This window comes from Candidatus Methylomirabilota bacterium, assembly GCA_035709005.1.
GTDB lineage: Bacteria > Methylomirabilota > Methylomirabilia > Rokubacteriales > CSP1-6 > 40CM-4-69-5.
Genome location: DASTFB010000034.1, coordinates 1 through 15,223, shown reverse-complemented (window position 1 = coordinate 15,223; position 15,223 = coordinate 1). Strand labels below are relative to the sequence as shown.

The window sequence follows — 15,223 nt, the reverse complement described above, 5'->3', positions numbered from 1 at the left end:
CCGGGGTCCCCGGGGTCTCGTGTGACTCCCCATGAGCTTATACCACGCGAAACGTAGGGGGCCGTCCGCCCTGAGGGGTCCTCCTCCAACAGCTTCCATTTAAGAGCGGGTTGACCAGGACGCGCGAAGCGCGGGCAGTCTCTTGGCAGGGCACGGCCCTGAGGCTCGTCACAAAACCCTGCCGGCCGCTGCTCCGTAACCCAACGTTTCGCCGAGAGAGGCAAAGATCGCCTGCGGCACCCCGGCCCGGATCATGCGGGCGTTTTGGTGTGGTGCGTTGAGCTCAAGTGGCCGGGCGGTTTGGCTCTTTAGGTGGCCACCGATAATGCCTTCGGCCTAGTCACGCGCATTCCTTCGCTCGCTCAAAACGCTGGCGGTTAACCTGGTGGCATGGCCGCACCGGCGAAGATCAAGAGAGTGATTGTCGCCATACTTCTGGCCGCCATGTGGCCCTGCACAGCGCAGGCGGGCGCAATCGATGGGAAGACCTGGCGCAACCTGTACAATCACAACGCCGATGGGGCCACTTACTACGTCGCTGGCTTCGTCAGCGGGGTCCAGTGGGCCCTGGCGGCGCGAGGCGTCGCGGAGAAGGATTTGGTGTGCGCTGTGAGCCCGGCCAGCCTGGCGAGCTTGACCGCGGATTCCATCCTGATCGCAAAGACGGCCGAAGACCTGCCGGTCGAGTACGCGATCATCGAGGCCATCATGACAGTGTGCCCCAACCTCGGCGAGCGCCTGCCTCGCAGAGTGCCCGCTGGGAGGTGATGGCGGCGAGGAAGGCCGTGATGTCGCGGAACACCACGCCCGGAGTGTGGCCTCCAGATTACGCCTCACGCATCCGGCGCGGTGAGGCTCCATGAATGGCCTTATTGAGGGTATCGCGATCAACCGGCTTGACCAGGTGTTCGTCGAAGCCTGCCTTTTGTGACAAACGCTGATCCTCGCGTTGTCCGTATCCGGAGACCGCGACGAGGATCATCCGTCGTCCCGCGTCCGTGGCGCGGAGTCTACGCGCGAGCTCCCAGCCGTCGATACCCGGGAGGCCGATGTCGATCACAGCGACGTCTGGCTGGAGCTCGAGGGCCTGCGCGAGACCAGTGATCCCGTCTTCTGCCTCGTGCACCTCGTGCCCGTCCAGCTCGAGGATGAGGCGAAACATCTGCCGGGCATCGGCGCTGTCTTCGATCAGCAGGACACGGCGCGCGCCCGGAGAGCTGGGTTCTGTGGACGCCGCCGCGATCACCTCCACGGGAAAGGCCACGCGCGGTAATCGGACCGTGAAGATGCTACCTCGACCTGGCCCTTCGCTGAACGCGCCCACAGACCCCCCGTGCATCTCCACCAGCCGCTTCACAAGCGTCAGTCCGATTCCCAGACCCCCTTTGGCCCGATCCAGCGTTCGCTCCCCCTGAACGAAGAGATCGAAGACCCGAGGTAGGAGTATTGTGCTGATGCCGATGCCCGTGTCGGCGACGCGAATCACGGCATCGTCGCCCTCGCGCCGGACGGTCATCATGATGCTGCCCCCGGCTGGTGTATATTTCACCGCGTTGGTGAGCAGGTTGTCGAGGATCTGGGCCATCCTGGTCTCTTCTGCCTTTACCCACACCGGCTCCGTCTCGAGCTTGGCTTCGTGACGTGCGAAGACTCCCGTCGACTCGAGGATGGCCCAGCCCCGCTGAGCGAGCTTACCCAGATCGACCGGCTTGAACGATAGGATGATCTTACCCGTCGTCACGCGGCCGACGTCGAGGAGATCATCCATGAGCTCGCGCAGGTGCGCGACCTGCCGCGTAATGACCTCGCGGGAGTGCACCGAGCGTTCGTCTGCCGCGTCGAGTTGGTTCAGGACCGCGACGCCCGCGCCGATGGCCGCCAACGGGTTCCGCAGTTCATGTCCCAGCATCGCCAGAAACTCATCCTTGGTTCGGTTGCTCGCCTCGGCCTCCCGGCGTGCCACGCGTTCCTGCTCAAAGCGCTGAGCATTCCGGATCCCGACCGCGGCATGGTTGGCGAGGGCCTCGAGCAGGGCGAGTTCGGTTTCCGCGAAAGTTCGTCCCTTCGTGTCGTTCATTGCGAGCGTCCCGATGACGAGGTCGTCGACGATGAGGGGCGCGGCTATGACAAGCTGGTGACTCAGCCGCTCGTGCTGCTCTCTGACCTCGGGGGGCAGATTGATGCGGGGATCGGTCAAGACCGAACTTGTCACGACCAGACTTCGTCGGGTGATGGCGAGCCCCACGACGCCAGAGCCCGCCGGCATCCGATGACCAGGAATCACGACCGGGTTCTCGCCAGCGACTGCCACGGCCACCATGGCGCCGTCGGACTCGAGAAGCCGGACGACGGCGCTGCTCGGCTCGAAGAGCCGCTTGACCGCGTCGGCGACACGCTGCGCTGCAGCCGTCGGACTCGTGGTGTACGTCAGCGCTCGCGACAGGCGCCGTAACTCGTCAGCTTCCCGGCTATGTCGTTCGGCTTCGGCTCTCGCCATCTGCTCACGCTTCCGCTCGCGCTCCAGCTCTACCTCGGTCAGTTTCCGCTTGGTGATATCAGTCCCGACAATGAGCAGACCGTGCGTGCGGCCGTCGTCGTCCCGAGCGATGGTCGCCCGGAACTGGAAGTGCCTCGTCCCTTCCGCGGTCTCCCATATGGCGTCACGGCCCTCGTAGAGAACGCCCTGCACGCGCGGCTGAAGTTCGGCGTAGGCCTGCTCTCCCGCCACCTCACGTAAGTGGCGGCCGACGATGTCTTCGGGGCGGCGACCATAGTGCCCGGCGTACGGGCGGTTGACGAACACGTAACGTTCGCGCTCGTCGAGTTGCGCAATGATCACCGGAACGCGGTCGGTCACGAAGGCCAGGCGTGCTTCAACCCCCTGGCCAGACCCGCCGCTCCCGTGGAAGCGCGAATACCAGGATCGAAGAACTGCACGCAGCCAGGCGGCGGCCCGCCAGGTCATTGACGAGTCCCGTTGGGCCGAAAGCCCTTTCGCCCTCTCGAGCGAGGCATCGCCTCACCTTGCGCAATAGAGTCGATCAAACTCGCAACATTTAACCCGGCGCGCCGTCGCCTGGTCAATCGCGCGGGGTGGGTGAGGGGGCGAAGCGGATTGTGGGGCAGGGATGGCAGAAGGCCTTCCCCGAGAGCGCCTCAAGGAATGTCGCAAGGTATCTTTCGGTCACCGACAGACCCACCAAGCAGGCGCGGCATCCGTCACGGTAAGGCGCGCAGCAATCGCTGGACCAGTAGGGAGAGAGTCGCGCGGCGTCATATCTGCTGATATTTTGTGTCGATGGCTATCGGCGCGTTGGCTCGTGTTGCACCGGAACTGGTCAACGAACCTCCGAGTGCAACGAAGCGCCCGCCGCAACGACACTTTCGGGGCGTCCCACCAATGTCCAGGGTTGGCCATGCCCAGAGGCAGGCCCCGATCTGGGCCCCGTCGGCCTCGTAGGTCTCGGTGTGATCGTCCGGGCAGCCACAGCGGCAGAGGGATAGGTCCGCCCGATCTACGGGCGGCCGGCCGAGCGGCACCGTCCGGCAGGGTTGCCGTCACCTTCATTTCTCGTCCCAGCCTCATGGCTCTGCCCCTGGGGATGCCACAGCCTGACCGCCTTTGACGTCCGGGCGCCGCGCATCGTTTTACGGTCGCGGCTGGCGCGGAAGTCCCGCACGGTCCACCGCAGCCGGCAACGGCGCGGGTCCGAGCCCGCCCGGCCAGCGTCACCGGCCGCTCGACGAGCGGTTGCAAAGGTCCGTCGGCGATGATTTCATAGGCGAACGGCGGGCGCCGTCGGTGCCCACCGTCTCCTGCCGCCTTCGCCCGGGCCAATCGCGCAGCGCTCGTCCGTGGATCCACGAAGCGGCCCGGCGCGTCATAATCACTTGGGGGACAGGGGAAAACGTGGCCGAGGGGATGCAGCGATGACCGAAAGGTCGCCGGGCCCGGATCTGTCGGCGCTCCGGATCGACGACCGCGCGCGCCGGGAACCCGGGCGTCGTGGCCGGTATGGGCTGATCGGCGTGCTGGCGCTGCTGCTCCTGGGCGCGGCCGGGCTCTTCTTCGCGCTTCGCGAGCGCCCGGTCGAAGTGGAGGTCGCCACGGTGCGCGCCGACCAGGGGGGCCGGCCGGCCCTGCTGAACGCCAGCGGCTACGTCACGCCGCGCCGGCGGGCCACGATCGCCGCAAAGATCACCGCGCGGGTCAACGAGATGCTGGTGGAGGAGGGCATGCAGGTCGAGCCGGGGCAAGTCCTGGCCCGACTGGACGACGCCGACGCCCAGGCACGGCTGGCCGCGGCGCGGGCCGAGCGCGATGCGACGGCGGCGACCTTGGCCGACCTGCGCGTGAACCTGGCCAACGCCGAGCGGGACCTGGTACGCCAGGAAGAGCTGTTCAAGCGCGGGCTGATCGCCGAGCAGGCCCGCGACCTCACGCGGACGACGGTGGACAGCCTCAAGGCCCGGCTCATGCTCGCCCGCGAGCAGGTGGAGGCGGCCGCGGCCCGGGTGAAGGTCGCCCAGCAAGATCTGGAAAATTGCACCGTGCGGGCGCCCTTCGCCGGCATCGTCGTGTCCAAGGACGCCCAGCGGGGCGAGATGGTGTCTCCCATCTCGGCCGGCGGCGGTTTCACGAGGACCGGCATCGCCACCATCGTGGACATGCAGTCGCTGGAGATCGAGGTCGACGTGAACGAGTCGTACATCGCCCGGGTCCGCTCGGGCCAGCCGGTGACCGCCGTGCTCGACGCCTATCCGGACTGGCGGATTCCGGCCAAGGTGCGCACGGTGATTCCGACGGCCGACCGGCAGAAGGCCACGGTCAAGGTGCGCGTCGCGTTCGATCAGCTCGACCCGCGCATCCTGCCCGACATGGGCGTGAAGGTGACGTTTCTCGGTGACGAGCCGACGGCGCCAGTGGTGGCGGGCCGGGTGCTGGTTCCCCGCACGGCCCTGCGGGAGGAGGGCGGCGCGGCGGCCGTGTTCGTGTACCGCGAGGGCCGCCTGGAGCGTCGGGCCGTCCGCCTGGGACAGGCTCGGGGCGACCAGCACGAGGTGATCGCGGGTCTGGCCGAGGGCGAACAGATCGTCGTGACCGGGGTCAATGAGCTGCGCGACGGCCAGCGCGCGCGCGTGAGTCAGTGAGGAGGCGGGATGGTCAGGATCGATGGTCGGGGTGACGGCAATTGCCTGATTCAGGCTCGAGGGCTCAGCAAGACCTACCGGCGGGGCAGCGAGGAGATCCACGTGCTCCAGGGGCTGAACCTGGACGTCGACGCCGGCGACTTCGTCGCCTTCATGGGCCCGAGCGGCTCCGGCAAGACGACGCTGCTGAACCTCCTGGGCGGCCTGGACGTGCCGACCTCAGGTAGCGTCACCGTGGCCGGGGACGAGCTCACCCGCATGTCGGCCCGCAAGCTGACGGCCTGGCGCGCGCGTCACGTGGGGTTCGTCTTCCAGATGTACAACCTGATCCCGGTGCTCACGGCCTTTCAGAACGTTGAGCTGCCGCTCCTGCTGACCCGGCTGTCGAAAGCCGAGCGCCGGCGCCACGTGGAGACGGCCCTGGGCGTGGTCGGGCTCGGCGACCGCATGCATCACTACCCGCGCCAACTCTCGGGCGGGCAGGAGCAGCGTGTAGGCATTGCCCGCGCGATCGTGGCCGACCCGACCTTCCTGCTCTGCGATGAGCCTACCGGCGACCTGGACCGCAAGGCCGCCGACGAGGTCGTCGACCTGCTCGACCGGCTCGTCGGCGAGTATGGCAAGACCGTCCTCATGGTGACCCACGACCCGCGGGCCGCGGAGCGGGCCCGCGTCGTGCTGCATCTGGAGAAAGGGGTGCTCGTGGACACCATGACGGCGGGCCGGGCGCGATGAAGTATCGGCACCTGATCCTGTCCAACCTGTCTCGCAAGTGGGTCCGCACCGTGCTGACCGCCGGCTCGTTCGCGGTGGCCCTGTTCCTGTTCGGGATCCTGGCCGTGGTCGACGGGGCCTTCCGGCAGGGCGTGGACGTGGCCGGCGCCGACCGCCTGGTGGTGGTGAACCGGGTCTCGATCATCCAGCCCTTGCCGCTGTCCTATCGAGACCGGCTGGCCCGGATCGCCGGCGTGACGCACGTGACCTTCGCCAACTGGTTCGGGGGCGTCTATCAGGACGAGCGCAACTTCTTCCCCCAGTTCGCCATCGACCACACGACGTACCGTCAGATGTTTCCCGAGTTCATCGTCCCCGACGACCAGTGGCAGGCGTTCGTGGCCGATCGCGAAGGCGCCATCGTGGGCGAGGCCCTGACCGAGCGGTTCAACTGGAAGGTGGGCGATCGCGTGCCCATCCGGGGGACGATCTTCCCGGGCACCTGGGAGTTCAACATTCGCGGCATCTATCGGGGCCGGCGGGTGCAGGACGACACCACGCAGTTCTGGTTCCGCTGGGACTATCTCGACGAGCGCAAGCCGTTCGGCAAGGGCCTGGTGGGGTGGTACACGGTCCGCATCGGCAACCCCGACGACGCCGTGCGGCTGGTGCGGACGATCGACGAGCAGTTCGCCAACTCCCCGGCCGAGACCCGCACCGATACGGAGAAGGCCTTCGCCGCCTCCTGGGTCAAGCAGATGGGCAACATCCAGCTCATGATCATGACGATCGGCGCCGTCGTGTTCTTCACCCTGCTGCTGGTGACCGGCAACACGATGGCCATCGCCGTGCGCGAGCGCACCCGGGAGCTGGCCGTGCTCAAGGCCGTGGGATTCTCCGACGGCTTCGTCCTGCTGCTGGTCATCGCGGAAACGATGGTCGTGGCCGCGATCGGCGGCGCCGTCGGGCTGGGGCTGGCGAAGGTGTTCACGCTGCGCGGGGACCCCACCGGCGGCATGCTGCCGTTCTTCTACCTGCCTCCCGACGCGATCGCGCTGGGGCTGGCGCTGGCGTTGATGGTGGGCCTGCTGGCGGGCATCCTGCCGGCCCTCTCGGCGGGCCGGCTCCGGGTCGTCGACGCCCTGAGGCGCGTCTGACGTGGCGATCCCGATCATCTACAACGTGCGGAGCGTCCGGGCGCGGTGGACATCGACCGTCGTGGCCGTGCTGGGCATCGCCGGGACCGTAGGAGTCTTCGTCGCCATGCTCTCCCTGGCGCGTGGCTTCCAGGCGACGCTGGTGGCATCCGGGTCCACCAGCAACGCCATCGTGCGGCGGGCGGGCGCCACGTCGGAGATGGACAGCGGAATGACGCTCGAGCAGGTGCGGGTGATCGAAGATGCACCCGGCGTGGCCCGCGCCGGCGCCGGCCCGCTGGTGAGCCCCGAGGTCGTGGTCGTGGCCGCGTTTCCCTTGAAGGGCCGGGGAACCGACGGCAACGCCCAGGTGCGGGGCGTGTCCGCGCGGGCGCTCGCCGTCCGGCCCAGCGTGAAGGTCATCGCCGGCCGCCCCTTCGAGCCCGGGCTGTCGGAGCTGCTGGTCGGGCGCAACGTGGCGAACAGCTACGTCGGCCTGGAGCTGGGCAAGACCGTGCGGTTCGGCGGCGGCACCTGGACCGTGGTCGGCGTGTTCGACGCGGGCGGCAGCGCCTTCGACTCGGAGCTCTGGTGCGACGCCAATGTCCTCAAGCAGGTGTTCCAGCGTCCCCAGAACCTGTTCCAGTCGGTGACGGTCCGGCTGACGTCGCCGGAGGCCCTGACGGCCTTCAAGGACGCGCTGACCGCCGACCCCCGGCTCACCGTGCAGGTCGACCGCGAGGTCGAGTACTACGCCAAGCAGTCGCGGCAGCTCACGACGCTGATCACCGTGCTGGGCAGTCTCGTGGCCCTGGTGATGGGCGTGGGCGCCGTCTTCGGGGCGCTCAACACGATGTATTCCGCCGTGGCCGAGCGCGCCCGGGAGATCGCCACCTTGCGCGCGCTGGGGTTCGGCAGCGGCAGCGTGGTGGCGTCCTTCGTGGTCGAGGCGCTGGGCATCGCGCTCGCCGGCGGGCTGCTCGGCTGCCTGGCCGTTTTGCCGCTGAACGGCCTGACCACGGGCACGATCAACTGGCAGACGTTCTCGCACCTGGCGTTCGCCTTCCGTATCACGCCGCTGCTGCTGATGTGGGGGCTCCTGTTCGCCTTGCTGATGGGGCTCGTGGGCGGGCTGCCCCCGGCCGTCCGCGCCGCCCGGGCCCCGATCGTGCTCGCGCTCCGGGAGCTCTGACCGCGCTCGCTTGACAACGCTTCAGTGCGGGATGGACACTGCCGCACGCCGTCACAACCAGCGGAGGTCAGCATGAAGGTCGGGTTCATCGGACTGGGCACCATGGGCGAGGGGATGGCCACCAATCTCCGGAAGGGCGGTTACGAGCTGATCGTCCACGACATTCGCGCCGAGGCGGCCAAGCCGCACCTCGCCGCGGGCGCGTCGTGGGCCGACACGCCGCGCAAGGTCGCCGAGGCCTCGGAGGTCGTGTTCACCTCGCTCCCCGGCCCTCCCGAAGTCGAGAGCGTGGCGCTGGGCGACGACGGACTGCTGGCGGGGATGAGCGCGGGCAAGGCGTACTTCGACCTGAGCACCAACTCCCCGGCCCTCGTGCGGCGGCTGCACGCGATCTTCGCCGCGCAGCGCGTGCATCTCCTGGATGCGCCGGTGAGCGGGGGACCGCGGGGCGCCCGCTCGCGGAAGCTCGCGATCTGGGTCGGGGGCGACGAGGCCGTCTTCCTCCGCTACAAGCCGGTGCTGGACGCCATGGGCGATCAGGTCATCCGGGTCGGTCCCATCGGCGCCGGCTCCGTGGCCAAGCTCGTTCACAACTGCGCCGGCTACGCCGTCCAGACCATCCTGGCCGAGGTCTTCACCCTGGGCGTGAAGGCCGGCGTGGAGCCGCTGGCGCTCTGGCAGGCGGTACGCCAGGGGGCCAACGGCCGGCAGCGCCTGTACGACCGGCTGGCCGACCAGTTCTTCCGGGGCAAGTACGAGCCGGCGAACTTCGCGCTGCGCCTCGCGCACAAGGACGTGAGCCTGGCCACGGCCCTGGGCCGCGAGCATCGCGTCCCCATGCGCCTGGCCAACCTCACGCTCGAGGAGCTGACGGAGGCGCTGAACCGCGGCTGGGGCGAGCGCGATTCGCGCGTGGCCATGCTGCTGCAGGAGGAGCGGGCCGGCGTCCAGGTCCGGGTCGACGAGGCGCGGCTGCGCGAGGCGCTGGAGAAGGACCCCCCCGCGGTGTGAGCGGTGTTCGACGGGTTCCAGACCCTGCGGCTCGAGACGGCCGACGCCGAGATCGACGCGCGCGTCGGCGGGCAGGGGCCACCGCTGCTGCTCTTGCACGGCTACCCCCAGACCAAGGCCATCTGGCGCGACGTCGCGCCGGCGCTGGCTCGATCCTTCACCGTCGTCGCGACGGATCTGCGCGGCTACGGCGCCAGCTCGCGGCCGGCGGCGGGACCGGACCACGCGGGTTACGCCAAGCGCGCGATGGCGGTGGACCAGGTGGAGGTCATGGCGCTGCTCGGGTTCCCGCGTTTCGCGGTGGCCGGCCACGATCGCGGGGCCCGGGTGGCCTATCGGATGGCGCTCGATCATCCCGCACGCGTGACGAAGCTCGCGGTGCTCGACGTGATCCCGACCTACGAGCAGTTCGCCCAGGTGGACCGTGCCGGGGCGCTGGGCAGCTACCACTGGTACTTCCTGGCCCAGCCGTACGACTTTCCCGAGCGCCTGATCGGGGGCGATCCGGACTTCTTCCTCCGCTCCACGCTCCAAAGCTGGGCCGGCGATCCCGGCTGCTTCGGCGACGAGGCGATGGCGGAGTATCTGCGCGCCTTCCGCGATCCTCAGGTGATCCACGCCACCTGCGAAGACTATCGGGCGGGGGCGACGATCGACTACGCGCTCGACGAGGCCGACCTCAAACATGGCCGCAAGATCGAGTGCCCGCTACTCGCGCTCTGGGGTGACCGGGGCCGGCCCCACAAGCGCCGGCAGGTGATCGAGTCCTGGAGGCGATGGGCCGCCGACGTCCAGGGCGCCGGGGTGGATTGCGGGCACTTCCTGCCGGAGGAAGCGCCGGCCGAGACGGCCCGGGCGCTCGGAGCGTTCTTGTCGTCCTGACAGTCCCCACGCCGGGCCGGATTTAACCGCTCGGAGGGGTCCCGGGCCGCTGCTAGAATGAGCGGCACCCATGCGCCTGGCGCTCGCCCTGGTCGTCGCCGGCCTTTTCGTGGGGGCGGTCCCCGGCGCCGCCAGTCTGCCCACCGTGACGCACGAGGGGCGGCGCTACGTGGAGCTGGATCGGGTCGCGACGAGCCTGCAGACACGGCTCGACGCCACGCCCAGCAGCATTCGCGCCTACCTGAGGATCCCCGGGCACGTCGTGGCCTTCACGCGCAACGTGGCGCAAATCGTCGTCGACGGCCGGCCGGTCGTGCTCGATGCGCCCGTGCGGGTGAAGGCGGGGACCTGGCTGGTCCCCGAGAGCTTCGTCGCCCGCGTGCTGCCCCAGATCGGCCAGGCGCCGCCGCCGGCGGCCTTGCCCATGAAGGCGGTGCAGACCGTCACCCTGGAGGAGCTACGCGTCCGCTCGTACCCCTCGTTCACGCGCGTGGTGCTCGAGACGTCGCGGGCGGTGACGTATCGCCTGGAGCAGAGCGGCCCGGCCGAGGCCCGGGTGCGGATCACCGGGCTTCAGAGCGAGCCCCGCCGGGAAGAGCTCCGAGACGGCCTGATCACCGACGTTCGGCTGGAGCGCAGCGGACGCGACCTCTTGCTGCGGGTCGTCTTCGAGGGCACCCCCGGCGAGGTCAAAGCCATGATCCTGCTCGATCCGCACCGTCTGGTCCTCGACTTCCAGCGCCCCGCCGACGAGGCCACCCGCGAGCGCGTCCAGGCTGCGCCGCTGCGCACCATCGTCCTCGACGCCGGTCACGGCGGCCCGGACCTCGGCGCCGTCGGCCACAGTGGGCTGACCGAGAAGGATCTGGTGCTCGACGTCACGCGGCGTGTGGCCCGGCTCGTCGAAGAGCAGCTGAAGATCAAGGTGCTCCTGACCCGAAGCGACGACACGTTCATCACGCTGCGCGATCGCACCACGATGGCCAACCGGGCCCGCGCCGATCTGTTCGTCTCGATCCACGCCAACGCCCACCGCAACGCCGTCTCGGGAGTGGAGACCTACTTCCTGTCTTCGGAGGCCACCGACAACGCGGCCCGCCAGGTGGCCGCGGCCGAGAACAGCGTGATCGATCTGGAGGCGCCGGCGGCCCGGGCCCGCCCCGACTTCGTCAAGGCGATCCTGTGGGACCTGGCCCAGTCCGAGTTCCAGACGGAATCGTCGCGCCTGGCCGAGATCGTGCAGGACTCGATGACACAGTCCCTGCGGATCCCGAATCGCGGGGTCAAGCAGGCCGGCTTCTACGTGCTCGGAGGGGCGGCCATGCCCGCCATCCTCATCGAGATCGGGTTCATCACCCACCCCCAGGAGGAGCGCCGCCTGCGCGACCCCCGCTACCGCGACGAGATCGCGCGGGCGATCTTGGCCGGCCTCGCCGAGTACAAGCAGCACTGGGACCAGCGGCTGCGCGCTCTGGTCGATCGCGGGCGCTGAGCGCATGCCACGCCTCGACGGCCGCGGGCCCGACCAGCTTCGTCCCGTCACGCTCACGCGCGACTTCCTGCTCCACCCGGAGGGCTCGGTGCTGGTGGCGTTCGGCGCCACCCGGGTCATCTGCACGGCATCGGTGGACGACAAGGTCCCGCCCTTTCTCAAGGGCCAGGGGCTGGGCTGGGTGACGGCGGAGTACGCGATGCTGCCTCGCTCCACCAACACGCGGACCCCGCGTGAGAATCGCGGGCCCAGCGGCCGGTCGCAGGAGATCCAGCGCCTGGTCGGGCGAGCCCTGCGGGCCGTCATCGAGCGCAGCAAGATGGGTGAGCGCACGATCTGGGTCGACTGCGACGTCATCCAGGCCGACGGGGGCACCCGCACGGCCGCGATCACCGGCAGCTTCGTCGCCGTCGCCGACGCCCTGGGGCGGATCCCCGGTGTCGATCCCACCGCGGTGGTCCGTGACTGCGTGGCCGCGGTCAGCGTGGGCGTGGTGGGCGGCCAGGCCGTGCTCGACCTGAACTACGCCGAGGACTCGATGGCCGACGTCGACATGAACGTCGTGATGACGGGCGCGGGCGAGTTCGTGGAGGTGCAGGGCACGGCCGAGCGCGTGACCTTCAGTCAGGGACGCCTCGACGGGATGCTGGCACTGGCCGCGGCGGGAATCGGGCGCCTGGTCGGCCTCCAGCGGCGCGCGCTGGAGGCGCGCCACGAGCGAGCGTTCACGCTCTAGTCGCGCGCTCGTCCTGGCCACGCTCAATCCCGCCAAAGGGCGTGAGCTGGCCGCCCTCCTCGCCGGCCTGCCGTACGAAGTGCGGACCCTGGCCGAGTTCCCCGGCGCCAGGCTCCCCGACGAGACCGGCGACTCCTACGCGGCCAACGCCCTGCCCAAGGCCCGCGCGGCGGCCCGCTACACCGGGCTGCTCGCCCTCGGGGACGACTCCGGGCTCGAGGTCGACGCGCTGGGCGGCGCCCCCGGGCTGCGCTCGGCGCGCTTCGGCGGCCCTGGCCTGGACGACGCCGGCCGCTGCGAGCGTTTGCTCGCCGCCCTCGATGGCGTGGACGAGGCGCGCCGCGGCGCCCGGTTTCGCTGTGTCATCGCGCTGGTCGATCCCGCGGGGTCCGAGCGCGTCGTCGAGGGCGTGGTCGAGGGCGTGATTCTCACCGCGCCGCGGGGGCGGGGCGGCTTCGGCTACGATCCGCTCTTCTACTACCCGCCGCTCGGTCGGACGTTCGCCGAGCTCACGGACGATGAAAAGGCGCAGGTGAGCCATCGCGGCCGCGCGGTGGCTGAGGTCCGGCGCCTGTTGGGCGAGTGCTATACTCCACACGCCGGTTGCTAAAATTCGGGGTGTGGCGCAGCCTGGTAGCGCACCTGCTTTGGGAGCAGGGGGCCGGAGGTTCAAATCCTCTCACCCCGACCACGTTTCTCCGCTCCTACCTTCACCGTGTTCCATCCCCGAGCGGGGGGCGCAAGATGAAGTCGAGAAGGGTCACTCTCCTCATCCTCTTCGCCCTCGGCGTGCTCTTATTGCCTCTCGCCGCCGAGCCGCAGCAGGCAGGGAAGGTCTACCGCATCGGATTTTTGACGCCTGCCCTCGACACCTTCAACCTTGTCAGTCGCATCCCGGGCCGCCTGGAGCTCCTCGGATGGCGCGAGCACATCAATGCCCGGTTTGAGCATCGGTTCGCGGTGGACGCCAGCGTACGCCTGTCCGACCTGGCGGGGGAGTTGGCGGGTCTCGGTGTCGACGTCATCGTCGTCTCGGGCACGGTCGCCGCGCTGGCTGCGAAGCATGGGGCGCCTGGAGTTCCGGTGGTCGCCATCTTTGATGGCGATCCCGTGAAGGCTGGTGCGGTCGCAAGCCTTGGACGTCCGGGAGGGAATGTCTCCGGCGTCGCCACGTTCGAGCTGCAGCTTACCGGCAAGCGGCTCGAGCTTCTCCGCGACACCGTTCCCGGGCTGTCCCGCGTAGGCGTCCTTTGGAACCCGTCCACGAGCGACGCGGCCCAGTACTGGAGTGAGGCCGTACGCGCCGCTGAACCGCTGGGTCTCGAGTTGGTCTCCCTGAAAGCGCAGAACCGCGCCGAATTGGAGCCGAGCTTCCAGGCGGCTCAACGTGCCCGCTGTGAAGCCTTGTTGGTCCTTTTCCGCGACCGCCTCACGCTGTCTCACGCCCACGTCCTCGCAGAGCTCGCTCGCAACGCCCGGCTTCCTACCCTCTATCCAAACCAGCTTTTCGTCCATATCGGAGGCGGGCTCATGTCCTATGGCGAGGACTACGTTGACGTGTCGACGCGAGTCGCGACCCAAATCGACAAAGTCCTCAAAGGCGCCCGGCCGGCTGACTTGCCCGTAGAACGTCCAACGAAGTTTGAGCTCGTTATCAACCTCAAGACCGCCCGCGCCCTCGGCCTCACCATCCCTCCGTCGCTGCTGCTGCGAGCGGACAAGGTCATCGAGTAGCACGGCAACGCGCTGGTTTGCTTGCCTGCTCCCTCAACCAGTGAGGCGACACGCCGTCCGGACCGGCTTTGGTCGTCAGCCCCGCCGCAACGAGTCACGGCAATGCTTCCCGGGGCTCCCCGGCCGCGCATTTCTTTGGCGTGATCGGGGGGTCGTCCTTGTTGGGACCGCTCCGCATCAGACAGTCCTTGGAGGCGTTGGGACGACGAGCGTCCAGGTCGGAGCCGAAGGGGACTTGGTCGGTCTCGCCTCGGAGCTGGTCGCTCTGAAGGTGGACCTCCTTCGTGCAGCGCGGCTCGGCCTCTCCGTGGGGCCGGATTGGCAGCGGTGACGCCGGTATCCGGCCATGGCCGACTCCGGTGTCGCCCCAAGGATCCGTTCGACCTCAGCCCGCGCCGTCTCAGGACTCACGTGAAGTTGCTCCAGCGCGTGGACTGGGTCCCCGCCGAGTCGGAGAATGCCCATGAGCAGGTGTTCGGGGCCGACCGTCTCGTGCCGCGGACGGAGCCGGGACCTCCTCCCCGACCGACCGCTTGCGTGGGTATCCGACTCGCCCGGCGTCATTCTACGCCGTGACCGGAGGCGGCAACTGGGCCCCACCCTCGCCGACATTGCCCAGGACCCGGCGTGGATCGCCGAGGCCACGCCCGACGACGCGGCGATCTTCAACCCTTCTGTTCTCGGTTGGCCCGGCAACTCGAAATGTGGAACGGTAAGGTCACCGGACAACCCCCTTGCCCGATTGGCGCAGAAAAGTGAAATGACAGTAGGTGTCTTTGAGGTCGAGGGCGATTGAGGCCATCGTCTTCGTGGTGCCACTGCCGATCTCCGCAAGGTCGAACTCGATCCCATTCGGGAGATTGATGCGGACGCGATGTTCAGCCCCCGTCGAAGGGCTTCGGATCGGACGCGCCGTGGACTCGAGCACGCTGGGGATCACGATGCGCGCTTTTCTTCGCTCGATATTCACGTCGAACTCGATGCGTTTGAAGAGCGGGGGATGGACGGTGCTCGACATCGTCCGATAGACCCACCAGTGGGTCGCCCCCTCGTTGGTCTCGCCACCGTACAGGACGGTAGCAAGTGCGTCTCGTTGCTTGCCGTCCGCCCGCTCATCGATGACGGCCTGACACTCGCCGTTGCCCTCGTAGATCGGTCCCGGCCAGGCGTAGAGG

Annotated in this window: 13 protein-coding genes and 1 tRNA gene; 12 read left to right on the top strand and 2 right to left on the bottom strand. The window is 68.8% G+C overall.

The features are described 5' to 3' along the window. The first annotated feature begins 390 nt into the window (after positions 1 to 390). Complete coding sequence (locus VFR64_05300; protein ID HET9489155.1) at positions 391 to 768, top strand: hypothetical protein; 378 nt, start codon at positions 391 to 393, stop codon at positions 766 to 768. 58 nt (positions 769 to 826) lie between these two features. Here the strand turns inward: VFR64_05300 and VFR64_05295 are convergent, their stop codons facing one another. After that, a complete protein-coding gene (locus VFR64_05295; GenBank protein ID HET9489154.1) occupies positions 827 to 2,965 on the bottom strand; it encodes an ATP-binding protein in 2,139 nt (712 codons plus the stop codon). A gap of 965 nt (positions 2,966 to 3,930) precedes the next feature. Between VFR64_05295 and VFR64_05290 the strand changes: the two genes are divergently transcribed. The 11 genes from VFR64_05290 (at position 3,931) to VFR64_05240 (ending at position 14,048) form a co-directional block, all read left to right on the top strand. Further along, positions 3,931 to 5,151 carry an efflux RND transporter periplasmic adaptor subunit gene (locus tag VFR64_05290; GenBank protein ID HET9489153.1) on the top strand — a complete coding sequence of 407 codons (1,221 nt, stop codon included), beginning with the start codon at positions 3,931 to 3,933 and terminating at the stop codon, positions 5,149 to 5,151. A gap of 9 nt (positions 5,152 to 5,160) precedes the next feature. After that, positions 5,161 to 5,886 carry an ABC transporter ATP-binding protein gene (locus VFR64_05285; GenBank protein ID HET9489152.1) on the top strand — a complete coding sequence of 242 codons (726 nt, stop codon included), beginning with the start codon at positions 5,161 to 5,163 and terminating at the stop codon, positions 5,884 to 5,886. After that, the gene (locus VFR64_05280; GenBank protein ID HET9489151.1) at positions 5,883 to 7,022 is read left to right on the top strand and encodes an FtsX-like permease family protein; all 1,140 of its coding nucleotides are present in this window, start codon (positions 5,883 to 5,885) and stop codon (positions 7,020 to 7,022) included. The genes VFR64_05285 and VFR64_05280 overlap by 4 nt, the downstream gene beginning before the upstream one ends. A 1-nt stretch (position 7,023) precedes the next feature. Continuing rightward, a complete protein-coding gene (locus tag VFR64_05275; GenBank protein HET9489150.1) occupies positions 7,024 to 8,193 on the top strand; it encodes an ABC transporter permease in 1,170 nt (389 codons plus the stop codon). A 72-nt stretch (positions 8,194 to 8,265) separates the two neighbouring features. Beyond that, positions 8,266 to 9,204, top strand: coding sequence for an NAD(P)-dependent oxidoreductase (locus VFR64_05270; protein HET9489149.1), 939 nt, complete (start codon positions 8,266 to 8,268; stop codon positions 9,202 to 9,204). A gap of 3 nt (positions 9,205 to 9,207) precedes the next feature. Continuing rightward, entirely contained in the window at positions 9,208 to 10,086 is an 879-nt protein-coding gene (locus VFR64_05265; protein HET9489148.1) for an alpha/beta hydrolase, read from the top strand. A 70-nt stretch (positions 10,087 to 10,156) separates the two neighbouring features. Beyond that, positions 10,157 to 11,578: an N-acetylmuramoyl-L-alanine amidase gene (locus tag VFR64_05260; protein ID HET9489147.1), complete on the top strand. Its 1,422-nt coding sequence runs from the start codon at positions 10,157 to 10,159 to the stop codon at positions 11,576 to 11,578. Positions 11,579 to 11,582: 4 nt separating this feature from the next. Further along, entirely contained in the window at positions 11,583 to 12,314 is a 732-nt protein-coding gene (gene rph / locus VFR64_05255; GenBank protein HET9489146.1) for a ribonuclease PH, read from the top strand. Between the two features lie 13 nt (positions 12,315 to 12,327). Beyond that, positions 12,328 to 12,924, top strand: coding sequence for an RdgB/HAM1 family non-canonical purine NTP pyrophosphatase (rdgB, locus tag VFR64_05250; GenBank protein HET9489145.1), 597 nt, complete (start codon positions 12,328 to 12,330; stop codon positions 12,922 to 12,924). 4 nt (positions 12,925 to 12,928) lie between these two features. Continuing rightward, a tRNA-Pro gene (locus VFR64_05245) sits at positions 12,929 to 13,005 on the top strand. Between the two features lie 53 nt (positions 13,006 to 13,058). Next, positions 13,059 to 14,048, top strand: a complete 990-nt coding sequence (locus VFR64_05240; protein HET9489144.1) for an ABC transporter substrate-binding protein — start codon at positions 13,059 to 13,061, stop codon at positions 14,046 to 14,048. Positions 14,049 to 14,766: 718 nt separating this feature from the next. Here the strand turns inward: VFR64_05240 and VFR64_05235 are convergent. Further along, positions 14,767 to 15,223 (bottom strand): DUF1326 domain-containing protein (locus tag VFR64_05235; GenBank protein ID HET9489143.1); only part of this gene is annotated, 457 nt, incomplete at its 5' end.

What these genes read in the sequence shown, in the direction of transcription:
- rph (HET9489146.1), top strand. Translation starts at nt 11,583, where the DNA reads ATGCCACGCCTCGACGGCCGCGGGCCCGACCAGCTTCGTCCCGTCACG.
- VFR64_05300 (HET9489155.1), top strand. Translation starts at nt 391, where the DNA reads ATGGCCGCACCGGCGAAGATCAAGAGAGTGATTGTCGCCATACTTCTG.
- VFR64_05270 (HET9489149.1), top strand. Translation starts at nt 8,266, where the DNA reads ATGAAGGTCGGGTTCATCGGACTGGGCACCATGGGCGAGGGGATGGCC.
- VFR64_05295 (HET9489154.1), bottom strand. Translation starts at nt 2,965, where the DNA reads ATGACCTGGCGGGCCGCCGCCTGGCTGCGTGCAGTTCTTCGATCCTGG.
- VFR64_05260 (HET9489147.1), top strand. Translation starts at nt 10,157, where the DNA reads ATGCGCCTGGCGCTCGCCCTGGTCGTCGCCGGCCTTTTCGTGGGGGCG.
- VFR64_05240 (HET9489144.1), top strand. Translation starts at nt 13,059, where the DNA reads ATGAAGTCGAGAAGGGTCACTCTCCTCATCCTCTTCGCCCTCGGCGTG.
- VFR64_05280 (HET9489151.1), top strand. Translation starts at nt 5,883, where the DNA reads ATGAAGTATCGGCACCTGATCCTGTCCAACCTGTCTCGCAAGTGGGTC.
- VFR64_05285 (HET9489152.1), top strand. Translation starts at nt 5,161, where the DNA reads ATGGTCAGGATCGATGGTCGGGGTGACGGCAATTGCCTGATTCAGGCT.
- VFR64_05290 (HET9489153.1), top strand. Translation starts at nt 3,931, where the DNA reads ATGACCGAAAGGTCGCCGGGCCCGGATCTGTCGGCGCTCCGGATCGAC.